At 46.4% G+C, this 24456-nt stretch carries 19 protein-coding genes; 11 read left to right on the top strand and 8 right to left on the bottom strand.

Annotation, left to right across the window (positions count from 1 at the left end; all coding sequences use genetic code 11):
- Positions 1–291: 291 nt before the first annotated feature.
- The 4 genes from HRU69_11150 to HRU69_11135 form a co-directional block, all read right to left on the bottom strand.
- Positions 292–1251 carry a calcium/sodium antiporter gene (locus tag HRU69_11150; protein ID QOI98004.1) on the bottom strand — a complete coding sequence of 320 codons (960 nt, stop codon included), beginning with the start codon at positions 1249–1251 and terminating at the stop codon, positions 292–294.
- 19 nt (positions 1252–1270) lie between these two features.
- On the bottom strand, positions 1271–2656 hold the full coding sequence (gene nhaD, locus HRU69_11145) for a sodium:proton antiporter NhaD (protein QOI98003.1): 1386 nt from the start codon (positions 2654–2656) through the stop codon (positions 1271–1273).
- A gap of 343 nt (positions 2657–2999) precedes the next feature.
- Positions 3000–3731 carry a hypothetical protein gene (locus HRU69_11140; GenBank protein ID QOI98002.1) on the bottom strand — a complete coding sequence of 244 codons (732 nt, stop codon included), beginning with the start codon at positions 3729–3731 and terminating at the stop codon, positions 3000–3002.
- Between the two features lie 76 nt (positions 3732–3807).
- Positions 3808–4602 carry a M48 family metallopeptidase gene (locus HRU69_11135; GenBank protein QOI98001.1) on the bottom strand — a complete coding sequence of 265 codons (795 nt, stop codon included), beginning with the start codon at positions 4600–4602 and terminating at the stop codon, positions 3808–3810.
- A gap of 79 nt (positions 4603–4681) precedes the next feature.
- Between HRU69_11135 and HRU69_11130 the strand changes: the two genes are divergently transcribed.
- From HRU69_11130 to HRU69_11115, 4 genes are all read left to right on the top strand, one after another.
- Positions 4682–5296 (top strand): fumarylacetoacetate hydrolase family protein, encoded by a 615-nt coding sequence (locus tag HRU69_11130; protein ID QOI98000.1) that lies wholly within the window; start codon positions 4682–4684, stop codon positions 5294–5296.
- Complete coding sequence (locus HRU69_11125) at positions 5283–7184, top strand: M23 family metallopeptidase (protein ID QOI97999.1); 1902 nt, start codon at positions 5283–5285, stop codon at positions 7182–7184. Before HRU69_11130 ends, HRU69_11125 begins: the two co-directional genes overlap by 14 nt.
- A 2-nt stretch (positions 7185–7186) precedes the next feature.
- Positions 7187–7723, top strand: a complete 537-nt coding sequence (gene bcp / locus HRU69_11120) for a thioredoxin-dependent thiol peroxidase (protein ID QOI97998.1) — start codon at positions 7187–7189, stop codon at positions 7721–7723.
- Positions 7724–7904: 181 nt separating this feature from the next.
- Complete coding sequence (locus HRU69_11115) at positions 7905–8756, top strand: transketolase (GenBank protein ID QOI97997.1); 852 nt, start codon at positions 7905–7907, stop codon at positions 8754–8756.
- 25 nt (positions 8757–8781) lie between these two features.
- Here the strand turns inward: HRU69_11115 and HRU69_11110 are convergent, their stop codons facing one another.
- The gene (locus HRU69_11110) at positions 8782–9978 is read right to left on the bottom strand and encodes an AAA family ATPase (GenBank protein QOI97996.1); all 1197 of its coding nucleotides are present in this window, start codon (positions 9976–9978) and stop codon (positions 8782–8784) included.
- 278 nt (positions 9979–10256) lie between these two features.
- On the opposite strand from HRU69_11110, the gene HRU69_11105 reads away from it, so the two are divergent.
- Entirely contained in the window at positions 10257–10934 is a 678-nt protein-coding gene (locus HRU69_11105) for an energy transducer TonB (protein QOI97995.1), read from the top strand.
- A 1-nt stretch (position 10935) separates the two neighbouring features.
- Here the strand turns inward: HRU69_11105 and HRU69_11100 are convergent, their stop codons facing one another.
- The gene (locus HRU69_11100; GenBank protein QOI97994.1) at positions 10936–11988 is read right to left on the bottom strand and encodes a hypothetical protein; all 1053 of its coding nucleotides are present in this window, start codon (positions 11986–11988) and stop codon (positions 10936–10938) included.
- 62 nt (positions 11989–12050) lie between these two features.
- On the opposite strand from HRU69_11100, the gene HRU69_11095 reads away from it, so the two are divergent.
- Genes HRU69_11095 through HRU69_11085 form a run of 3 tightly spaced genes read left to right on the top strand, consistent with a single transcriptional unit; the run spans position 12051 to position 15070 of the window.
- Positions 12051–12632: a DUF4956 domain-containing protein gene (locus tag HRU69_11095; GenBank protein ID QOI97993.1), complete on the top strand. Its 582-nt coding sequence runs from the start codon at positions 12051–12053 to the stop codon at positions 12630–12632.
- The gene (locus HRU69_11090) at positions 12632–13639 is read left to right on the top strand and encodes a hypothetical protein (protein ID QOI97992.1); all 1008 of its coding nucleotides are present in this window, start codon (positions 12632–12634) and stop codon (positions 13637–13639) included. Before HRU69_11095 ends, HRU69_11090 begins: the two co-directional genes overlap by 1 nt.
- A 9-nt stretch (positions 13640–13648) precedes the next feature.
- On the top strand, positions 13649–15070 hold the full coding sequence (locus HRU69_11085; protein ID QOI97991.1) for a metallophosphoesterase: 1422 nt from the start codon (positions 13649–13651) through the stop codon (positions 15068–15070).
- Here HRU69_11085 and HRU69_11080 read toward each other — a convergent pair whose 3' ends face one another.
- Positions 15071–16762 (bottom strand): DUF4071 domain-containing protein, encoded by a 1692-nt coding sequence (locus HRU69_11080; GenBank protein ID QOI97990.1) that lies wholly within the window; start codon positions 16760–16762, stop codon positions 15071–15073.
- Between the two features lie 21 nt (positions 16763–16783).
- Complete coding sequence (locus tag HRU69_11075; protein ID QOI97989.1) at positions 16784–18007, bottom strand: asparagine synthetase B; 1224 nt, start codon at positions 18005–18007, stop codon at positions 16784–16786.
- A gap of 98 nt (positions 18008–18105) precedes the next feature.
- Between HRU69_11075 and HRU69_11070 the strand changes: the two genes are divergently transcribed.
- The 3 genes from HRU69_11070 (at position 18106) to HRU69_11060 (ending at position 24449) form a co-directional block, all read left to right on the top strand.
- The gene (locus HRU69_11070; protein QOI97988.1) at positions 18106–20223 is read left to right on the top strand and encodes a tetratricopeptide repeat protein; all 2118 of its coding nucleotides are present in this window, start codon (positions 18106–18108) and stop codon (positions 20221–20223) included.
- 100 nt (positions 20224–20323) lie between these two features.
- On the top strand, positions 20324–21370 hold the full coding sequence (locus tag HRU69_11065; GenBank protein ID QOI97987.1) for a hypothetical protein: 1047 nt from the start codon (positions 20324–20326) through the stop codon (positions 21368–21370).
- A gap of 64 nt (positions 21371–21434) precedes the next feature.
- Positions 21435–24449 carry a hypothetical protein gene (locus tag HRU69_11060; GenBank protein ID QOI97986.1) on the top strand — a complete coding sequence of 1005 codons (3015 nt, stop codon included), beginning with the start codon at positions 21435–21437 and terminating at the stop codon, positions 24447–24449.
- The last annotated feature ends 7 nt before the right edge of the window (positions 24450–24456 follow it).

The raw sequence follows: 24456 nt of genomic DNA, 5'->3' as shown, positions 1-24456 counted from the left end.
GAAAGAAAACTACCTGCAAGCTCCAAACAGCGTTATCACGGGGACGCTGGTTTGTTCATTTACAATTACTAGAGGTCATCTCAAAAATAAACTTAACCACAAAGGCCACTAAGTACACACAAAGGATACGGAGAAACACAATATACTGACCTCTTTCTTTGTGACCTTTGTGCTTTCTCTGTGCTACTTTGTGGTTAGCCTGATTTTTGAGATGGCCTCTAGAAATAAGTATCTGAAGGAGTTCCTCAAATCACTATGAGTTAAGGCCTATCACCTGAGTGCATTGAATAACTAATCCATGCTAATCAATACAGCGGTATAAACAAGGTAAGCCCCAAGCAGGATTATGGCTTCCCACCGGTCTAGTTTTGCCCGATTAATTGTAAACATAAAGATCATCAGCACAATGGTTGACCCAAGGAGAACGTAAATATCAAAGTTCATTGCGGTGTTAAAATGGATTGGGGTGATAAGTCCGGTTAATCCTAAAATAAAAAAAATATTGAAGATGTTGGAGCCTATTACATTGCCAATGGCAATGTCGGTGTTGCGTTTATAAGCAGCCACTGCTGATGTTGCCAGTTCAGGTAAGGATGTACCCGCGGCAAGAATGGTCAGCCCGATTAATTTTTCACTCAATCCAAAATGGTGCGCGATCGAAATAGCACTGTCCACAACAAGTTTGCCCCCTCCTATCAACATAACCAGTCCCACCACCACCATAACTATTGCTATTGACATTCGATAGACTTTAGTGTTAGTTGCTACTTCTTCGCCTGATGAATTTTTCATCGTCTTATAAATGTATCCCATAAATAAGGCGAAACACAGCATGAGTACACCACTATCGACCCTCCCAAGCGAATTGCCGGTTCCATTCCGGATGAGTTCGTCATTTACCAGTAAAAACAAAACACCCGCAGCAATCAACGATATCGGAATTTCGTATTTCACGGTGCTTTTCTGTACTACCAAGGGATAAATGATTCCTGCAAGACCAAGAATAAAAAGGAGATTGAAATTGTTACTACCAATCACGTTACCGAACGAGGCGTCATTCTGACCGTTGATGGCCGCAAGCAGGCTCACGATAAATTCGGGCATCGAAGTGCCAAAAGCCACCACAGTTAGTCCAATGGCCAGGTTTGATATGCCGCACTTTTTGGCTATTGATGAGGCTCCAACTACCAGGAAATCGGCCCCCTTAATCAGGATTGCAAATCCGGCTAACAGCAAAAGTAAGTTTACCATCGGATAATGTAATTTTAAGCTATACGTGAATCAGGTACCGTTCTATCAGGATATAGGCAGCAGCACCGGAGGCATATCCTATGAGAGCCAGTAGGCTGATCCTTTTTAGGTACCAAATGAAATCCACCTTTTCCATGCCCATTACGGCCACGCCCGCAGCCGAGCCGATAATCAGAAGACTACCGCCTGTTCCTGCACAATAAGCAAGGTATTCCCAGACCATATGGTCTGGCGGGTAGACAGAAAGATCGTACATGCCCATGGTAGCAGCCACCAATGGTACATTGTCAACAATGGCCGATAATAAACCGATTAGAGTAACAATAATTCGTTGGTCACCAAATGTTTGCTCAAGCGTTTGCGCAAAGTGCTGTAGTACCTGCATGGTTTCCAAGGCACTAACGGCAAGCAAAATCCCAAGAAAGAACAATACACTAGGAACATCCACTCGCTGAAGGGCCCCGGCCACCGTATAATGCTTTCGACTGGCTTCGTCTTTTTCAGGGTTAAGCAGTTCGGATATAATCCAGAGTATACCCAATCCAAGCAATATGCCTGTATAGGGAGGCATGTGTGTAAACGTTTTGAAAACAGGGACAGAAATCAAAGCACCTACCCCTGCAAATAGCATGACTTTTCCGTGTAATGTTGGCGGTCTGTCAACTGTAGGTTGGCTTGCTGTTAATGTATTAAATGAGTGCTTCATTGTAATGCCTAGCACTAGCAAAGGGGCCATTAAACAAATTGCGCTCGGCACAAAGAGCATTTTCATAATATTCAGGGAAGTTATCTGACCACCAATCCACAGCATAGTGGTGGTTACATCCCCTATGGGAGTCCATGCTCCGCCAGCATTGGCCGCAATGACCACCATACTTGCAAAAAAGAGTTTAGTCTCTTTATCAGGTATCAATTTCCGTAAAAGTGAGACCATAACGATGGTGGTGGTGAGATTGTCAAGAATAGAAGAAAGAAAGAATGCTATCCAACATACTAACCAAAGCAGGGTTCTGGGATTTCTTGTCTTGATCCTGTCGGTAATCAACCGGAAGCCGTGATGAGCATCCACCAACTCAACAATGGTCATTGCGCCCAAAAGGAAAAACAATATCTGGGAAATTTCAGCCAAGTGTTCGGAAAGTGAGAAGGTTACAAATTCCCGGTGAAGCTCTATAGGTGTAATTTCGGTATTAAGTGTATGGTCGTTCTCTACACCTCTTATTGCCAGAAAATTTGCATAGGCAGGGCTTTGCAATAACTTCTCCTCCGGAGAGCTGACCATAAACAAGGTCCAGCAAAGAACACCGGTTACAATGGCAATGGCTGTTTTGTTGATTCTTAGGGAGTGTTCAAACGCAATACCCAGATAGCCTAGAACAAAGACTACAATAATAAGGGTGAGCATGGCGTAAAGTGATCTTGTACAAAGATCATAATTATACAACAGGTTGTTCGACTTTCTGGGTTTTTATTTTTTTGCGACCGGGCAGCCAACTAATTCCATTGCTAATCCTATGCTTTCCAGTTCATTTTTTCTACTTTAGCCTCCCGGGTAACGACCAACCTGCCGGCCTTCCGTATTGAGTGCCTTTGTTCTGATGTGCAGTCAGGTGTTTGTGTACGAAAGGGGTAAAAGAAACTGGTCAGTCAGCCAGTGAACGAGGTAAACTTTACTCATTATCACGATTGCCACAGGAATAAACGAACCTGTGCTGAATGAAGAAACACAGGGCAGGTACCATTGGAGTTTACTTAATCTTCTCCCACACTTCACTAACCGGATTACCGGTAGTACCCTTTCCTCTGTGATACCAATCGGTACCATCTAATCTGCAATCAAATGCCAGCGCCATACCCGCCCGTGAATTGTCGCGCGAAAAAAACCGGATGCTTTCAGTGTATTTCCCGTCTTTAACCTGGTATTCACCTCCACCGGTTCCCATAAACTGCCGGGTTTCATGATTAAAGGCAGCCCACTGAAAATATTTACCAGAAAGAATTTTAATGGTTTGACGGGGTGATGTACTTCCTCTCCGGTCACCAGCCACTCCGTTATCATCAACCCGCGCACCAAAACGCCAGGCCCCGGTAAGCGCAGTCGATGTATCATCAACTTTCTTCCAGGTTTCCTTTACCCTTGTTCCATGCATCGGAGATTCAATGGTTAACTCATCTTTTTTAATAGTATAGGTATAAGTAACCGGCTGACGAACCTGTGTGCTGTCGGTTGTATAAAAATCAAAGGTTTCGGTGTAATTCTTTCCGGTAAGTGTATAATTGCCGCCTCCCGCCTTTATAAACTTCCCATCCTTATCATACACTCCAAACATAAAATATGTATCGCTGTAAATTTTTATGCACTCATTTGTAAACAGCTTGCCGTTTTGCGTTGCCAGTTTCCAGGCTCCGGCCAGGCTTTGGCCATAAATGAAACCGGTGCTAACCATCAGGATGATCAAAAAATTGATTGGAAGCTTCATACTGATAATTCAACGATTAAGGTTCACTATTTAAAGTTCAGGGTTCAAAGTTGAGGAGTCACCTGTACAAACGTGTTTACTTTTTATAGTATTTCATTGCCTCCGGCATCCAGCTGTTTAAATCGCTAATGCGGGTTTCGTTCGAAGGGTGGGTTGAAAGAAATTCGGGTGGTTGTTGCCCGCCACTAAGTGTCTTCATGCGCTCCCAGAATTTGGGTGCTTCCTGCGGATCATAGCCCGCCATCGCCATAAAAATCAACCCCATCCGGTCGGCTTCCGACTCGTGCTGCCGGCTGAACTTCAGCATACCGATACCGGCACCGGCACCAACAGCCTGCATTAACAACTCATTTCCCAACGTTGGGTTCTGGCCCATTAAGGCACCAAGTGATTGCAGGCCAACCTGGGCAACCATCTGCTGACTCATCCGTTCGCGGCCATGATTGGCAATGGCATGCGCCACTTCGTGTCCCATCACTACCGCTACGCCAAGTTCATCTTTACATATCGGAAGAATGCCCGTATAAAATGCCACTTTTCCTCCTGGCATACACCAGGCATTCACTGTTGGGTCATCTATCAGGTTAAACTCCCACGCAAATCCGTCAAGTTGAGAGGATAAATTTTTCTCAGCCATGTACTGTTCAACAGCCTTTTGAATATTAACACCCACGCGCCTGATCAACTCGGTTTGTTCAGCATTTTTGGATAACGGACCCTTGGCAATAACCTCACGGTATTGCTGCGCTGCCATCGGAATAATTTCGGCATTGGAAATCAGGGTTAACTGACTGCGACCGGTAACAGCAACCGTTGTACATGCGTACATCAGCAAACCGCTCATCAACAGAAAAAGTACTTTTCGTAGCATGGTGATTAATTTTAAAGCAAAAATAAACATTCAACCCCTTATTTGTTAATACCTTTACGGTAATAAGAACTGAACTAATATGCGGATTTTTGCCATTGGCCGGAACTATGTTGAGCACATCCGGGAACTGAACAACGAACGACCGGACGAACCGGTAATTTTTACCAAGCCCGATACCGCTTTACTCAAAAATAACGAACCTTTTTACTACCCCGATTTCTCCAATGACATCCACCACGAGGTGGAATTGGTGTTGCGCATCTGCAAAGAAGGCAAAAACATCCAGGAAAAATTTGCAGGTAAGTACTACGACAGCCTCGGTATCGGGATTGATTTTACCGCGCGCGACTTACAAAACAAGGCAAAAGAAAAAGGCCTGCCGTGGGATATCGCCAAAGGGTTTAACGGCTCGGCACCCATTTCAGACAAATTTATTCCGGTAACCAGTTTTAAGAACTTATCAGACATTAATTTCCGTTTAACAGTTGACGGCCAGTTGAAACAACAAGGCAATACCGGCCTGATGATTTTTAGTTTTGATTATATTGTTTCATACTTATCAAAATTTTTTACCCTGCGCACCGGTGACCTGATTTTTACCGGAACCCCGAAAGGAGTTGGGCCGGTAAAACCCGGAAATGTGCTTGCGGCTTTTATTGAAGATGAAAAACTGCTGGAATTTGAAGTTAAGTAATGGGTTAGTAGTTGTTGCGCTGATTGGCTTTGTACTCACAGGTAATGCCCAGTTCAGTGAAACCGATAACATGCCACCGGCAGCTACGTACCTGTTTCCTGTTAAGCCCGGTCAACCCGCTGCATTGGCGGGTACGATGGGCGAGTTGCGCTCCACGCATTTTCATACCGGCATCGACATACGCACCCTGAATGAAATCGGCTGGCCTGTACGTGCTGCCAACCAGGGTTACATATCGCGGATAACCATCTCCCCTTCCGGCTTCGGCCTTGTCATGTACGTAAAGCACCCCGATGGCTACACCACCGTGTATGGACATCTTGATAAATTCAAAAAGGAAGTTGACGAATACGTTCGCAGAGAACGCTACCGCAGAAAGACATCGTCCATTGATTTGTATTTCCGAAAAGATCAGTTTAAAGTTAACCGGGGCGATACCATTGCCTTTTCCGGAAATACCGGCTCCTCGGCCGGTCCGCACCTGCACTTCGACATCCGCGATGAAAACAACCGCGCCCTTGATCCACTGCGGTTCAATTTTTCAGAAGTTGTTGATAACGCGCCTCCGGTTGTACGGAAAGTTGCGCTAAGAACACTTGATATGGACGCACGCATTAACGACCAGTTTGGACGGTTCGAGTTTTATGTTACGAAAACAGGCCGTGAGTATGTACTCCCCCAGCCCATCTTTGCTCACGGCAACATCGGCATTGAAGTGCTGGCTTACGATGTGGTAGACAACCCAAACTACCGTTGCGGGGTAAATTATATTGAAGTGTATGCCGACAGCCAGCAGGTATTCAGCCAGGCCATCGAACAACTGAACCTGAACGAAGGCCGGTCGGTGTTTACCGTGATGGATTTCAAAACACTTCGGACGGCTGGCGATCGGTTTTATAAATTATACGTGGATGATGGCAACCAGCTTGGATTTTACCGTGCAACCCGTAACGGCAAAATTACTGTAACTCCCGATGCACTAACTCCTGTTAAGATTATATTATCGGATGCGTACGGTAATAACAGTACCCTGCGGCTAACTCTTAACCACAGCAAACCGGTAAACCTGGTTAAGTGGTTGAATCCGGTAGAAACCACAACGTACTCCATTCAGGAAAACACCTGGGTCATCACAACAAAAACATGTCCGAAAAATACGCTGGCCTGGAAAAAAGGAGAGCCATCGGTAATTGATCCGGCATACCTGAACTCCGCCACTACCGTTTACCTGATCGACCTGCGCAACCCATTGCCCGATTCAGTTATTCTTTGTGGTGGACGTGTTATACCACCGGTTCAGGCACGGGTATATCCCGGTAGAGAATATACCTTTTACAGCGGCTACACCGATATCCAGTTCCCGGCAAGAGCCTCATACGATACATTGTACTTCTCCACTTCCTACTTGGCCACCAACGACTCCCTGGAGTTGTTCACTATTGGTGATCCGAATGTGCCGCTCCGGCAAAGCATTAAAGTAACCCTGAAACCCAATCGCAGTTACACCACTCCAGAAAAAACAAGCGTTTATCGCAAGAATGGAAAAGGTTACTTATTCGAAGGCGGTACCTGGACATACGGAAAAATTCAATTTACAACACGCGACTTTGGCACGTTTACATTACTGACTGACTCCATTCCACCAGCCATTACTCCCCTGCAAGTCAACCGCTATGGTACCCGGTTTAAAATACGCGATAATCTTTCGGGCATTGCATCCATTGAAGCAACACTTGGGGGGCAGTGGCTGTTAATGAACTATGATGAAAAGTCGAATACAATAGAATCAGAAACTGTAAATAAGAATACATTACTGCAAGGCGATTTCGTACTGACGATAACTGACAATGCAGGAAACCAACAGGTATTTAAACAAACCATTAACTAACTATGCTGAAAGCTGGAACCAAAGCCCCTGATTTTACAACCACCGACCAGGACGGTAAACCGGTTAAATTATCCGACTATAAAGGCAAGAAAGTAGTACTTTACTTCTATCCTAAAGATCAAACTCCCGGCTGCACGGCCGAAGCGTGCAACCTGCGCGACAATTATAAATTGCTGCAGAAACAAGGCTATGAAGTGCTGGGTGTGAGCACCGACAGCGAAAAATCGCACCAGAAATTTATTGCCAAAGAAAAGCTGCCCTTCCGCCTACTGGCCGATGTAGATAAAACCGTTCACACCAAGTACGAAACCTGGATTGAAAAATCGATGTACGGACGAAAGTACATGGGCACCGCACGGGTTACCTATATTATTAATGAAAAGGGCGTGATTGATGACGTGATTGAAAAAGTGGATACGAAAAACCATGCCGACCAGATACTTAAAGGTTTGGGTACCACACCCGTAAAGTCAGCAAAGAAATCTCCGGCTAAAAAGAAAGTGGCCGCAAAGAAAAAGACAGGTAAAAAGAAGAAATGATACCGCAAAAATACTTGCCTGCGCATTGAAGCAGCCTGACATTGTGATTGGCCTGAGCCTTCGAAGGACCTCTTAACAAGGTGTTCTATGAATATGACATGATAACTCTTGAAATTTGAAGGAGAACTTGGAGAAAGTAATGTGGCACGGTATCTTCACCCCGGATTAACCACTACATGCTATGCCCCAGCCTGACTACCCCTACCTGAAAAAACTATGTGCGCAGATCAGGCGCGACATTGTGCGCATGGTACACGCCTGCCAGAGCGGCCACCCGGGCGGATCGCTGGGGTGTACCGAGTTTTTTGTGGCACTGTATTTCCACATTATGCGGAGAAAACCCGGCTTCAATATGGATGGAATTGGTGAAGACATTTTCTTTCTGTCCAACGGGCATATTTCTCCGGTTTGGTATTCCACCCTGGCACGGGCCGGTTATTTTGATGTAAAAGAACTTTCCACCTTCCGCTTTATCAATTCGCGCTTGCAGGGTCACCCGGCTACGCATGAAGGTTTGCCTGGAGTAAGAGTAGCTTCGGGATCATTGGGCCAGGGACTTTCTGTAGCTGTGGGAGCCGCCCAGGCGAAAAAACTAAACAAAGACGATCACTTTGTTTTTGTACTGATGGGCGATGGCGAACAGCAGGAAGGCCAGGTATGGGAAGCGGCCATGTATGCCGCCCACCACAAGGTTGACAACCTGATTGCTACCATTGACTACAACGGCCAGCAGATTGACGGCCCTGTTAAGGACATCATTGATTTGAAGAACCTTCGTGCAAAGTATGAAGCCTTCGGCTGGGACGTACAGGAATTCAATGGCAACAAGCTGGAAGAAGTGATCACCGGCCTTGAAAAAGCAAAAACCTTAACGGGCAAGGGCAAACCCGTACTTAACCTGATGCGCACCGAAATGGGCTATGGCGTTGACTTTATGATGGGCTCGCACAAATGGCATGGCGTGGCACCCAACGATGAGGAGTTTGCCAAAGCGATGGCGCAGTTGGAGGTTACTGAGTTAGGGGATTACTGATCCTTTCTGTGAACATTGTATGTAGCTAATAGAGAAAACCAAAGAGCCACAATGGAATTTTATTACCAAAGCCATATTCTATATCATCCGCAACGATATAAGCATTCTTTACTCCTTTAATCTGGACGTTTGTCTTTTCCTTTCCTCCAACTTCGAACGTATATTTCTCATTCACTTTAAAATCGCCAACCTTCGGATAGGACACCGTCAACCCGGCATCCTGAACATGTGATAAAAACAATGTTTCTCTGATATTTCCTTTGTTTGGTTTTTCATCGGCCAACGCATGCACCAGGTTGGTATTGTTCAGGTAAATCTTGTCCGGCTTGTTCATCAGGCTTATACCCTTCACATCCGACCGAAGGTTACGGATAAGCTGAGCTTTTTCCAGCGTATCCAGCATTTCAAGGACTCGTATGCGACTGGTGCCAACCGCTACCGAAAGTTTGTGAATATTTGGAGTAAACGGTACTGACCGCGATATGATGTAGAGCAGCTTCTTCAGCCTGGCTAACGAAGCGCCTTCCATTGCCCGGGCCTCGGGCAGATCGTAATCAATAATGACATTTATTAACTGATTGAGCTTGGTGAGATAAGCCGCTTCCCCTTCTATGAAAAAAGGATAAACACCATACTTAATGTAGTGATGATAATGGGCCAGCAACGCCTTTACTTTTTTTATGATCAACCCGCTTATGCTTTCATGATCACGAATAATCTCTTCAAAAGTGTAGGCTGGTAAGTCTATGCCATGCAAAAGAGACAGGTACTCCCGAAAGGAAAGTCCGGGAAGATGATATTCCATAACCCGCCTGGAAAGATCGGCTGAGGACTTTTGGAGTGCAAGAATGGAGGAACCTGAAATGACCAGTTGAAGCTCTTTTTTGAAATCGTACAGGTTCTTAACTTCCGTTTGCCAGCCCTGATATTTGTGCACCTCGTCAAGAAAAAGGTAGCGGCCTCCTAGTTGGTAAAATTCCTCTGCAACCTCCGTCAGGGTATGTTGCCGGAAGTACAGGTCGTCAAGTGTAAGGTATAGCGTATTCTTTACCGGCAACTGCTCTTTGATGTATTGTAGCATCAGGGTTGACTTCCCCGTTCCGCGAGCTCCCTCAATCCGGATAGCCCGTGCTTTCCAGTTGATTTTTTGCATGAGGTAACGCACAAAGGTAGTTTCAACCCCATCCCGCAAGGAACGATACTTGGCAATCAGCGACTCCATGTGTATCTTAATTGATACGTAAATGTATTAAAATCGTTTCACAATTGAAACAAACTTGGGTTTACCCGTTTTGCAAATGTGTGTTGAGGGTGGGCGGGCAATGGAATGAGTAAGTGCTTTATCACTTCTTAGGCACCTTCAGTTTTTTCACCTTCAGGTGGTTGCCCTCCCACAGGTCATCAGTGCCACCGTTAAAAACAGCCAACCTTGGGTTACCCAACTCAAAACTTAACACTAAGTACTACAGAGTAACTGGTTTGAACACTTTTTAGAATTGTATGGAGGTCAAGAAAAACCCTTCGGCCGATCTTGAAAGTATGCGGCCCCTGTTTTTTGGGGTAGGCCTGGTAACCACACTGACCGTTGTGATTTTGGCGTTTAACTGGCGTACAGCCGAAAGGAAACATGTTGCCCGGGATCATACACAAGAAGAGACCGATGACCTGATTGAAATTCCGCCAACCGAACAATTACCTCCCCCGCCACCCCAGCGCGTTCAACCCCTTAAAGTAGTTGAAGTACCCGATGAAGAGGAGATTAAAGAAGAACTGACCATTGCTCTTGATCAGGAGACGGTAGCCGAGTTTACACCTGAAGCCGCACAGGTTGAAGTACAGCATGAAGAGGAAGAAACCGACCAGATTTTTCTGGTGGTTGAATCAGAAGCCGAATTTAAAGGTGGCCGCACAGCGCTGATAAAATTTGTAAGCGAAAATCTGAAATACCCGAACCAGGCCAGGCGCATGGGCATTGAAGGCAAAGTTTTTCTCGCGGCTGTTATTGAAAAAGACGGCTCGGTAACCAACGTGCAGGTGCTTAAAGGCATTGGTGCCGGCTGCGATGAAGAAGCCGTGCGTGTGGTGAGCAAACTGCCGAACTGGATTCCGGCAAAACAACGGGGCCGGCCGGTACGAAGCCGGATTACAGTGCCTATTGTTTTTGCGCTGGATCAATAAGTTATTGCTTAAGCCCTTTGATAACCACATTACCGGTACCGTCTTTCCGGCACGGATAAAGCAAAGCTTCTTTCGATTTCCTGGGATCATTAACTAGTTCGTAAAATTCATCGAGGTAGCGAAGTGTTTTGCTCTTGTAAACATTGTCAACCAGGTTCGTTGTTGAGTAAAGTTTGTAAAAAGCAGGCTTCAATTCATTAAACCTTTCAATAACTCCGGCAAATAAACCCAACTCATTCACACAATAACCTCTATACCTTCGTTCACGGGTACTGGTAAGCTTAAGTTCTTCAGCCGGCCTGGCATAGGGCGCACCAACTATCCCGGCATGATCAAAATCGTATGGAACCGGGGATGGCATTGCCAGCGAGTCAGTAGCAATAAGTTTAATATTTTGACGGTATTGAATAGACCAGTCAGTATTGCCAATCATAAACTGAAACATGGCCATCGTCAGAAAATCGTCAGCCTGAGTTTGTTCAGGTCGGATTAATCGCTTTTCAATTAAAACAGCCTTGTTGCGCCTGGCCATCTGGTCATCCTCTTCTAACAGAAACCCATATAGCGGTTTGCTTTGTTTGCCCTTACCGGTGTCATCATAAATAACCTTCACCAAACGCACCCTGAAACTTTTCGGTGTTATGAGGTTGTACAGCCGGTAAACCAGGTACTCGCGCACCACATATTCTTCGCCCTGGCAGGGTGTTACGAGTTTAAGTTTATCTGAGCCGCTGAAAACGGTTCCAGCAACATCCTTCTTTGCAAAGTTCAGGAGCAATGGCGGATAGTAGCAGATTTGATCCGATTTCCGGAAGTGCCCCCTTGTCCGTATCCGTACCGGCATGACAACCTGCTCACCATTACTTTCATAATTTAGGGTAAACGGGTGATACAAGGGGTTATTGCCACGATCTTTAAGCACCGCCCGGATATCGCCAGCAATAACCAGCTGCAGTACATCATCGCTTCTAAACAGCGGTTCCTGGCCAAATACAACTATTGAAAAAATAAGGATAGCAAGAAGCAAAGCAAATCGTTTCACAACTCTCTCCATTGGGTTTACAAATTACCTAAAATCTCCCGATCGCATTTTAAAACATATCCTTATCTTTAACCATGGAGAACCTTCAACTTTTTACCGGCTATTTTTTCGTCAGGTTGCTCATTAATACAACAGCAATGATCATCCTGATCCGTTTCATTTACTATCACACCTATAACAAGCGAAACCTGTTCTTTACTTACTTCCTGCTGAACTTCGTGGTATTTCTGCTGGCATTTATGCTGGAGAAAGCAAAAGCGTTCAGTTCGCTTAGCAGCGCATTTGGTTTGCTGGCAGCTTTCTCACTGCTCCGCTTCCGAACTGAAACGCTGTCATCTAAAGATATGACTTACCTGTTTATCATCATGGCACTGGGCCTGATTAACTCGGTCATGATGGGCACCGTGCTGGAGATCGCTATTGTAAACGGAATGCTGTTACTGGCAGTTTACATTGTTGACGGCAACATTCTGATGAAAAACCAAAAAACAAAAATGGTGGAATACGAAGGTCTTGAAAATATCAAACCTGATAAACATCATTTGCTAATCGAAGATCTGAAGCAACGTACCGGATTGAACATCAACCGCATTTCAGTAGAACAGATAGACTTTACCCGCAACAGGGCTGAAATAAAAATCTACTATTATTCCTGATGAAAAGGTTGTTACTCTTCCTGCTGCTACTAACCTGCCCCGGGTACGCTCAGGAAGTAACTCCACTTTTCAGATCAGAAGAACCGCTTTCAATCCGGCTTAACTTTTCCATTAAAGAACTTAAGAAGAACACAAATGATACGGTATACACAGCATCAGTACTTGCATATCAGACAACGGCAGGTACCTGGGATTCCGTTAAAATTGACCTACGCGCCCGGGGGCATTTCAGAAGGGCCAACTGTTCCTTTCCTCCGCTAAAAGTAAAAATTAAAAAAGGTCAGGGCGACAAAACTCCGTTTGCCGGAAACAAAAACCTGAAACTGGTTGTGCCGTGCCAGAGCGGCAAGTTGTACAACGACCTCATCATTAAGGAACACCTGGCATATCAACTCTATAAAGAAGTAACACCGTATTACTTCAATACCCGACTGGTAAATCTTTCGTTAACAGATGGCCGGGGTAAGAGTGCAAAAAACCACGAATTAACCGGATTATTTATAGAAGATGACGACCTTGTTGCCAAACGGCTTAAAGCAAAAACGTATGCCTCAGAGAAAGTCCACCCGATGAAACTGGCTGATACAGCAACCATTATGCAGGATTTTTTTCAGTACATGATCTCTAACTCCGACTGGTCGGCTGTGCAATCTCACAACATTGTAGTGTTTGAATCAAAAAATCAACTTATTCCAGTGGCATACGATTTTGATATGTCGGGATTGGTGAATGCGCCCTACGGCCAGGTGAGCGAACTTGTAGGAACCAGCAATGTTCGTGAAAGGGTTTATCGGGGCTTTTGCCGCAACCCGGAACTATTTGAGTACGCACGATCAGAATACCTTAGACTGGAACCCGTTTTGCTGGATGTAGTGACTTGCTTTGAAGGAAAACTGCATCCCAGGGACAGTGCCGACACCAGGCGATACCTGGGCGAATTTTTCAGTACCTTAAAAAGCGACAAAAGTTTTAGAGAAAACATTGTTCAAAAGTGCCGCAAGTTTTGAACTAGCCTTATGAAAATCCGGGTAAGTCAAATTGTTATATTACTCCTTTTCTCACTACAGGCTTTTCCCCAACAGTTGTTGGTGCAGCCTTACCTGCAACCGGGCAATGCCTCATCCCTTACTAAAGAACAAAAAGTAGTCATCTGGCAAACTGATAGCGTGGCCGCTAATTTTTTAGTCGAGTGTGCACCGGTTGGAACAACAAGCAAGTCCGTTAAAGTAAAACCCGTTGTTACCAAACTCAGCTTGCTGAACAAAACAACCTTGCTTTACAGGGCAACCCTCACCGGTTTAAAGACTGATCAGGTTTATAGCTACACGGTGTTGTTAAACGATAAGCCAATTGCTCAACACCAATTTGAAACCCGTAGCAAAAAACCACAGACACGCTTTGCCGTGTTTGGTGATTGCGGTGCCGGAACGCAGCAACAGGCGGAAATTGCTTACCGGGTTTATCAGCAGAAGCCACAGTTTGTGCTGCTAACCGGTGACATGGTATATAACAACGGCCGTGAACTGGAATACCGCCACCGGTTTTTTCCGTATTACCTTGCTGCAGAACCCGCACCTGATAAAGGAGCACCACTTATGAACAGCATTCCTTTTTATATGCTGCTCGGAAACCACGACACGTACAGTGCAAACCTGAGTAAATACCCTGATGGCCTCGCCTACTTTTACTACACGGATTTACCCCGCAATGCACCCATAACAGCATTAACCGTTACTCCAACAGGTGAACCGCAAATTGTAAGCGCATTTAAAAAGAATACCGCACCCAGGTTTCCGGTTACCGCAAACTATTCGTTCGATTACGGCAATGTTCACATTACCTGCCTCGATGCCAATGACTACGTTAATCCGCTCGACCCACTGTTGGTAGAATGGCTTCGCACCGACATCGGTAACAGTAAAGCCGACTGGAAGATTGTGGCCTATCATCATCCCGGTTTTAACTCAAGCAAAGCACATTACAACCAGCAGTGGATGCGGTTACTCTCACCTTTGCTTGAGGAATTGGGTGTTGACCTGGTATTAACCGGCCATGTGCACAACTACCAGCGCAGCGTTCCGTTGAAATTCAATCCTAAAAAAGATGAAGCCGGAACACGCTATGTAGTTTCGGATGAGGGCCGCGTGGACGGGGTGTTTACTTTAGATACAGCGTTTGACGGAACAATCAACACAAAACCCATTGGAATAATCCACATCGTTACCGGTGCGGGTGGCGCCTCGCTATACGATAAAGAACTGGGAAGCAACCCTGAATTATGGAAACACGATCCGCCCGAAAACTGGGTGCCGTTTACCGCTAAAATGATAACCGATAAACATTCATTCACATTAATCGAAACAAACGGCACGGTGTTGACACTGAAACAGATAGACACTTCCGGCAACCTGCTTGACGAAATCCGGATTACGCGCTAATTATTTTAACACCACTTTGTAAACGGGGAATTCAGCCTGTTCTTTACCGGTAACGATTCCTGCGTATTCAATTGCATACCGTTTCGCATCCAGTGCCAGCAAAGCCGCAAACTGGCTGCTGGCACACAAAGCCCCCCTTGGTGATAGGGTACTAAGGGTGTGTATCAGGTTAATTGCTTCTCCCTTTATATCCCCATCGTGTCTGAGTACCGGACCAACATGCAGAGTGATTTTAAGCTCCGGTTCTTTTTTATGAGTCGGAACGGCATCAATCAGCGCCCGTACCATCTCCATGGCTGCTGTTTCATACTCAAAAGCCATCAGCACATTGTCGTGGGCCGGGTCTGGAGCGGCATAAGGAATGCGGTCTTCATCCAGGCGTTGGTTAATCAGTTTGTAAACCCGCTCCTTCTCCATGGTTTTCAGAAAGGCAAGATCAGCCAGAACTAGGTAGTGAACGGGCCGGTCGGTTAACGGAACAGGTGAATGCTCGTTGGTTCCGTTGTCGCCTTCAGCTGTTGTTGCCAGCATCACATCCGGATTAATGTTCAGGTAATGATCCGGATAAGGCCACAACCTGATGGTATCGCGTGTGCCACCGGTACTACGCTTAAGGTCAACTTCCGATAAAACGGTTAACAACGAAGGCACGGCATGATGTACTGCACTTCGCAGCACAGCCGAACCAAAAATTACACGGCTTTGCAGGGTAAACAGATCATCGTGGCCTTCATAGCCTTCATTGGTAACATACCGTACCGGAAATTTTTGCCGCAGGTCATGGAAGCGCTGCACCCACTGCTCACCGGCAAACCGAACACTTACATCCAGGAAATCATCCTGATTAAAAGGCAGAAAAATATTTACTTCACCCTCCTCTTCGGCCATGGCTTCGGCAAACAGAATGTCGCCACCACAGGCCAGTGAACAATAACCAATCTTGGCATTGAGTGTACGAATGCTGCTGCGGATAGCCTCTTTAATTCTTGGTTCAAGCTCAGGCGGAAAGCGCGGTGATTTGCGCTCCGGATGATCAATCATATGTCCGACAAATGCCACCACTCCGGGCGGGTTAAAAACCTTCATCACCTCACCGGATACCGGTATGTAATGATTGAGCAACCACAATTGGTTGTACACACTGGTAATTTTACCCCAGTCCGTTCCGGCTGCTTTGCGTGCCTTCACATAACACGAAATAGAGTTCGCCCTGTCTTTCAGCAGCATGTAGGCTTCGCCCAGCGTGGCCAGTTCCCAGAAATCAGTTGTTTCCGGTTTAATCATACTGATCACCTGTTGCGCAATGTCCCGGCTTTTGCCGGATTGCATGATCATGGCCGACATAGAGGCCGCATTGATGCCGGTATAATAATTCTGGGTTGTGACAAAATTCTTGAGGTATGTATCGCGCGATTGCAATGCAAAGGTGCTTTGCTGGCTTTTCTTAAATAACTCCTTGAAAATGCTGCCCAGTATCCCGGCTGTTTCGGGGTCGGCCGGGTTTGTACGGTAAACCGGTTCGAGGAATTCCTTGGCGGCTTCGGGCATGCCCGACTTCGATAAAGCCAGCGCATAGAGCTGAGCGAGCCGGGTATCGGTAGAAGATTTCAGTAACTCCTCAGCTTTTGTGCGTGCTTCCAGAAACCGCCCGTGGTTGATCAGGTTTTCGATATGTTGAATAGATTCGGGCAAATTTTTAGTGAACAGATGCTTTCAGGTCTTCCGCTTCTTTTTACCGGCCGAAGGAAAGAGCACATTATTTAATATAAGCCGGTACCCGGGTGAGTGGGGAAATAAATTCAAATCGGTAGGCCCACGGCCCCGCCCGCGGCCTCCTTCCGGGTCGTGTCCGCTGTAATACGTCCAGTGGCCGTTGCCGAGCTCTCCATATATATAGCGTACATAAGGCCGCTGCCTGTTTTCAGCCAGGATGAGCACATCCGGTTTCACATGTGGTTTATTGAACGCTGTAGTGAGCCCCGAAAATTCGCGGATAAGGTATTCGTGATTTTGCGTTAAGATGGATGGAATAACATCCCACTTAGCCGAGAACTCGAACAGTGTGAAAAACTCAGTTCCCGAATCATTATACCCCCACCCGCCTACATTGATGGTTGAGAAACTGCGGTTCATGGTTGGCTCCAGCGTGTAGTTTTCAAACGCCAGGCTTTTGGCATAGTCGAGCGGTACCTCCAGTTCATCCAATGTGTTTTCCAGATCAACCCCGTTGGCTGCAAGTGCAATGTCAAAGGTTTCAGCTCCGGAGCACATGGCGAACAAGTAACCCCCGCTTGCGCAAAAAGCATGTATCTTTTTTATCACATCGTATTTCATGGCCGATACCCGGCTATACCCTAATTGTGCAGCAGTAGTTTCCAATAATTTAACTTCAAGCTGGGCCGACTGCCTGAACTGCACCTTGCTTACCTGGCCGGTAAAGTCTTCGTGGTGAAGGTGCAGCCAGTCGTACCGCAATAAGGCATCTTCTTTTAAGATCTGCTCATCATAAATAATATCATACGGTATCTCGGCATAATCCAGTACCAGGATTACCGCATCGGTCTCATCAAGAATCACTTCGTTTTTAGGTGAGTACACGGCTATGCGCGGGGCGCGTTCCATCCGCACCAGGTTCATGTTCACAGCAGGACTTTCAATCTGGTTAAGCAATTTGTTTACCTCGGTGTCGCTAAGAATTTCAACGGAAACATCGCGCACCTTGCACTCACTGGCAAGCTCCTTTGAATAAGCAATCAAAAAACTTCCACCCCGGTAATTCAGCAGCCAGTCAACCGGTATGTTGCGCTGAAGTGTGTAAAAAGCTAACCCGTAAGCTTTCAGGTGGTTGCGCTGGCTGTTATCCATCGGGATAAGCAGGGATGATGCCAGCACCTTACCGGAAACCATTAAAGCAATCAGGATCACCCACCTTCGCATACGTTAAAGTTCGGCAGTATTATCAGAAGAACAAAAGAATTGCCCTGGAACAATTCCAATTATTCGGTTTTGGAGAGGCAATGACCTATCTTTGACCAATGCCGTCTATAGTTCCCGGATACGAATACGATATCTTCATCAGCTACCGGCACAAGGACAATAAATACGATGGCTGGGTGAGTGAATTTGTTGACAATCTGAAAAAAGAGATTGCCGCAACGTTTAAGGAGGAACTGTCTGTTTACTTCGATTCCAACCCGCACGATGGCCTGCTCGAAACCCAGGTGGTTGACAAGAGCCTGGAGGGTAAACTGAAATGCCTGATTTTTATACCCATCCTGTCGCAAACGTATTGCGACCCAAACAGCTATGCCTGGAAACACGAGTTCTGCGCCTTTAACAAACTGGCGAGTACCGATCAGTTTGGTATGTACATCAGGCTGGCCAACGGCAATGTGAACAGCCGGGTACTTCCTATTCGCATCCATGAATTAGAGGAGCAAGATCACAAATTAATTGAATCCGAACTGGGCGGCACCTTGCGTTCACTGGATTTCATTTACCGGACACCCGGTGTTAACCGGCCGTTGCGCGCACACGAAGATGAGCCTAAAGAAAACCTTAACCACATTTTTTACCGCGACCAGATTAACAAAGTAGCCAATACCATCAAGCAAACCATTGCCGGAATACGCATGAAAGGCCCGGGTGGCGAAAAAGTTTCAGCGGAAGTTTACAACAAATCCGAAGTTATCACTAAGACTACCGCAAACAGGAAGATCGTATTCGGTACTGTTGCAGCACTTATTCTGCTGGTAGCAGCCTTCTATTATTTTCGTTCAGATAATAGTATGCCTTCCGGCCAATCGGAAGAGCAAGGAATTGCTGTTTTGCCTTTTGCCGACCTGAGCCCGGAAGGCGACCAGGAATATTTTTCCGATGGCCTGAGTGAAGAACTCCTGAACCTGCTGGCGCGCATACCGGAACTGAAAGTCATTTCGCGCACTTCGGCATTTTCATTTAAAGGCAAGAATGAGGACATCCGGTCAATCGGTAAAAAACTCGGAGTAACCCACATTCTTGAAGGAAGCGTAAGAAAATCTTCCGATAAAATCCGGATCACCGCGCAGCTTATCCACGTCAGCGATGGCAGTCACATCTGGTCGAAGACGTATGACCGAACGTTGGGAGACATTTTTAAGATTCAGGATGAAATTGCCAATGCAGTTGTACAGGAACTGAAGTTAACACTTAGCGGTAACGAGGTTCATCCACGTCCTGCAAACTCAGAAGCATATAACCTTTACCTGCAGGGCCGCTACTTTTTTGCAAAACACAGGCGCGAAGATGTGGATGAAGCCATCGATTTATTCAACCAGGCAATCGCTATCGACAATTCATTGGCTGATGCCTGGGCTGCCTTGTCGTTGGCCTATGCCTCCCACGCGAACAACGGCTACATTGATCCGGCTGAAGGTTTTGAGAAGGCCCGCACGGCAGCAAATAAAGCAATAGGCCTTGCCGATGATCTGGCCAGCGGCCACTACGCACTCGCCTCTATCTTGTCGGCATACGATTGGAACTGGCCGGGTGCACAGGATGAATTCCGGAAAGCCATTGCCCGCGACCCCTCCAACATCGGGGCCATTAACGGCATGGCCAACCTTGCCCTGACATTAGGGCAATTTGATCAGGCCATTTCCTTATATACCAAAGCGCTGGAACTGGATCCATTGCGCACGGTCATCAAGGTAAATCTGGCCATGACCCTGATGCACGCCAACCGGCTGGATGAAGCTGCGCAGCAACTGAACAGGGCCCTTGAATTAAATCCGAATTTTCCAACCGCCCGCTACCGACTCGGGCTTATTTATCTGTTACAAGGAAATGCAGCAAAAGCCATCGAAGAACTTCAAAAAGAAGTAGTAGAAGACTGGCGTATGCAGGGATTAGCGATGGCCTACTACAAAGCCGGAAAAATAAAAGAAGCTGACGTACTGCTAAAAAATTTCATTACAGAGTTCCAGGAGGTGAGCGCATTTCAGATTGCTGAAATCTATGGCTGCCGCAACGATGCCGGCCAGGTATTTGCCTGGCTTGAGAAGGCCTATGCCCAGCGCGATGGCGGCCTTAGCACGTTAACCGGAAACCCCTGGCTTCGGTCAATGGAAAATGACCCGCGCTATGCCGAATTCAGGCGAAAAATGAAACTTTAAGCATTTTACAAAACCCCATGGATTACCTGTATAAATCTTTACGGATTTTTACTTAACTTTATTTTCCTCAACTCTCAATAAACAACCTAACAAATAGTCTATGGATAAGTCTAAGAAAGTGTTTCTTGGCGTAATTGCTGTAGCAGCAATTGCCACAGTTGGTTATTACCTGGCGGGTGGACAGTTTAACTTCTCTCCCGATGATGCGGAGGGGTCCGGTATTGGCGGTGTTAAAAAAGCGGGTAAATATAAAAGCGAAAACGCCACTGCCACGGTTGATTTACAAGGCGCTGAAGTACAGCAACTACTTCAGAACGATCAGTTTCAGGCGCTGATGCGCGATCGCAGTTTCCGCGATCTGATGAAATCGCCCGAGTTTACCGAGTTAGCCAAAAACCCCGAGTTCCTCGACCTGGCAAAAAGTCCGGCATTCAACGACCTGGCAAAAAATGCACAGTTTCTTGACTTAGCTAAATCAGCTTCATTTACCGAGTTGGCAAAAAATCCTGATTTCGCAGAGCTTGCAAAGAATCCGGAATTTATGGAGCTGGCCAAGTCGCCTGCGTTTACCGAACTGGCTAAGTCAAACACATTTGCCGAACTGATGAAGTCGCCTCAATTTATGGATGTAGCCAAAAATCCGGCCTTCGATGACCTGGCAAAAAATCCTGCGATGATGGACCTTGCCAAGTCGGGTCGCTTTGCTGAACTGGCAAAGAACCCCGACTTTGCTGAACTGGCCAGGAATGCAAGTTTCCAGGAGTTGGCAAAAAATCCGGCCTTTACTGCCCTGGCAAAAAATCCGCAGTTCCTTGATCTGGCAAAAAATCCGGCCTTCGGTGAATTGGCAAAGAATGCAGCCTTTGCCGATCTGGCCAAGAACGCGCAGTTTATGGAACTGGCTAAATCACCTGCCTTTGCCGACCTGGCCAAGAACGCTGCCTTTGCCGACCTGATGAAGTCGCCCCAGTTTATGGAAGTAGCCAAATCACCGGCCTTTACCGATCTGGCTAAGAATGCACAGTTTGCTGAACTTGCCAAAAATCCGGCCTTCGGTGATCTGATGAAAAATCAGACGTTCACCGAACTAATGAAGTCCTCGCAGTTTACCCAACTGGAAAAGATGGCCAGCGCAGACTTTCAGTAAACTAATGTAATGCCTACTCAAAACCCTGACCTCAACCGTCAGGGTTTTTTTTCGGGTTGTTGTTATGCACCGGTTAATCGCCTCCCTTCTTTTCATACCTGTTCTTGCCTACGGGCAACTGAACATGATTGAAACAAAGGACATGCGCCTGGTTACGTACGACTTTGGGCATAAGTACGTACTGCCCCATGCCGGGCGGTGTTACCACAACGCGCTGCAGTTTCATCGCAAACTTTTTGATTATACTCCCTCCGAAAAAATAACGGTGCTCATTCAGGATTTTGGCGATTATGGAAATGGCGGAGCCACGGCCGTTCCGAAAAACGCCATCTCCATGGGCCTTTCCCCGTTCAGTTACACGTTTGAAACCAGTCCGGCAGGCGAACGGGTATTTAGCATGATGAACCACGAACTGGTACACGTGATTGCGCTTGATAATTCAAGTGGTACCGATCGGTTTTTTCATAAAGTATTTTTCGGAAAAGTAAGCCCCACCAAAGAAAATCCGCTCACGGCCTTTTACAGCTACCTCACCAGCCCGCGCAGGTACTCGCCCCGGTGGTACCACGAAGGAATTGCTTCGTATGTCGAAACGTGGATGAGCGGTGGTGTGGGGCTGGCTATGGGTAGCTACGATGAGATGGTTTTCCGTACACGCGTATTACAAAATGCACATATTTATACTGCGCAGGGTCTTGAATCAGAAGGAACAACTACCGACTTCCAGGGAAAAACAAACTCATATTTATATGGCACCCGGTTTATGGGCTACCTCTCCTACCAACACGGGCCTGATAAAATAATAGAATGGGTTAAACGCAGAGACGGCAGCAAACGATCCTACTCTTCACAGTTTGAACATGTATTCGGTCAATCACTGAACAAGGAATGGAGAAACTGGATACAGTTTGAAAAAAAATGGCAACTTGAAAATGCCGGGCGGATTAAGGAATTTCCGGTAACACCCACCCAGCCTATCACTACCAAAAAAATCGGATCGGTCTCCTATCCGCATCACGACAAAGCCCGCAACAAAATGTACATGGCCGTTAACTATCCCGGGCAGGCGCCCCACCTGGCCGCCCTGCATTTAGCCGATGGCAAACTGGAACGGCTGGCCGATATTAAAGGGGCTGCGCTCTTTTATGTCTCCTCCGTTACCTACGATGAACAGGCGGACAAGATTTACTTTACAACGGATAATGATGCATGGCGCGACCTCAACTGCTACGATATTAAAACAGGTAAGGTAACACGACTGCAAAAAGATTTCAGAACAGGTGATTTAGCCTTTAATAAAACCGATAAGTCCATTTGGGGAATAAAACATCTTAATGGATTCTCTACCATCGTCAGGATTCCTGAATCAACACCGCAAAACCCAGCGGCACCTTACAGCCAGTGGCAGCAGCGCTACACACTGCCTTACGGGCACGACATTTTTGATATTGACATCTCGCCCGATGGCAAGTTACTGAGTGCGGCCGTATCCGATTACCGAGGCAACCAATCGTTGTTACTGTTTAATGTTGACAGCCTGATGAAAAACAAAGCTGTGATTGACACGGTTTTTAATTTTGAAGTTTCATCACCGCAAGGTTTCCGGTTTACAGAGGATGGTAAGTATCTGTATGGCTCATCATACTATTCAGGAGTCAGTAACATCTTTCGGGTTGATGTAACCACAAAAGAAATTATTGCCATGAGCAATGCCATCACCGGTTTTTTCCGCCCGCTGCCCATCGATAACGAAAAACTGTTTGCGTTTAACTTCACAGCCGATGGCTTTCAACCGGTATACCTGCCCAACAAGCCGGTTGATGAAGTCGCTTCCATTGAGTTCTTAGGGAATAAAACCATTGAAAAATACCCGGAACTAAAAAAGTGGGAACTTCCTATTGCTACACCTGATATGATTGATATAGAAAGCCTGACGATAAAGGAGGGGCAATACCGCGCTGGGCAACAAATTCAACTCAATTCAGCCTACCCGATTATAACCGGCTACAAGAATTTTTTTGGACCGGGCTATACCATCAACTTTGGCGACCCGCTTAACTTTCGCGAGTTCGAGCTTTCGGTGTCATACACACCGCGCACCTGGGTTAATCCGATGGCCAGCACACGAGACAGCATTAACATGGTGCTGGATGACTCGGAACAACTGCACCTGTCGGCTTCCGGTAAAATAGGGCGCTACACCTTTAGCATACAGCATAATCCTGCCAGCTTTTACGACCTGTTTGGCCCTACCCGCTTTTCACGAAGAGGACTAGTTACACGGGTAGACCATACCCGATCACTTATTTGGGATATGCCACGAAAACTCGATTTGGTATTAGGTGCCGGGGCATTTTATGGCCTGCAACAATCACCCTTCTTCCAGCAAATAGAAACCCGGGGATTTACCGACAGCCTGTTCGTCAATGCCGATGTAAGCCTGATGTATACTAACCTCCGAGGTTCGCTCGGTGCCGTAGATGCCGAGAAGGGGTATAAATGGACATTCCGAACCCTGGCTGCCCATTCGAACGGAAAGGTATATTCCACACTGATTGGCTCATACGATGTCGGCATCCAACTTCCGGTTAATCACTTCTCCGTTTGGTTCCGCACTGCAGCCGGCAATTCATTAAGCGATACCTTCAACCCGTTTACACGGTTCGGTTTTGCTGCCTTCGGAAACAATTATATCGATTACCAGGTAGCCAGGCGGTACCGGAATATTTTTTCATTTCCCGGGTTAAGCTTCGAAGCCGACAAATTCATTATCGCCAAATCGTTTGCCAAAGGCATGGTTGAGTTTGTGCTGCCACCCATCCGCTTCAGGCAACTGGGTGGATTAAACCTCTACTCAAACTGGATGCAGCTTACTGCATTTTCCTCTGCTTTGTTCACCAAGGAAAATGACTTCGGTAACAACCGGTTCATCAACGTGGGCTCTCAACTCGATATGAAAATTGTTATCTTCTCCCTGCTCGAATCAACTTTTTCGGTAGGCTATGCCAACGCCTTCGACTTGAATGATAACAACAAACGATACAGCGAGTGGATGGTTTCGCTGAAATTACTTAAATAGGGTTTTA

The sequence above is a fragment of the Flammeovirgaceae bacterium genome (genome assembly GCA_015180985.1).
In the GTDB taxonomy this organism is placed as follows: domain Bacteria; phylum Bacteroidota; class Bacteroidia; order Cytophagales; family Cyclobacteriaceae; genus UBA2336.
The sequence above is the reverse complement of the archived record's forward strand: the minus strand, read 5'-3'. Positions and strand labels throughout refer to the sequence as shown.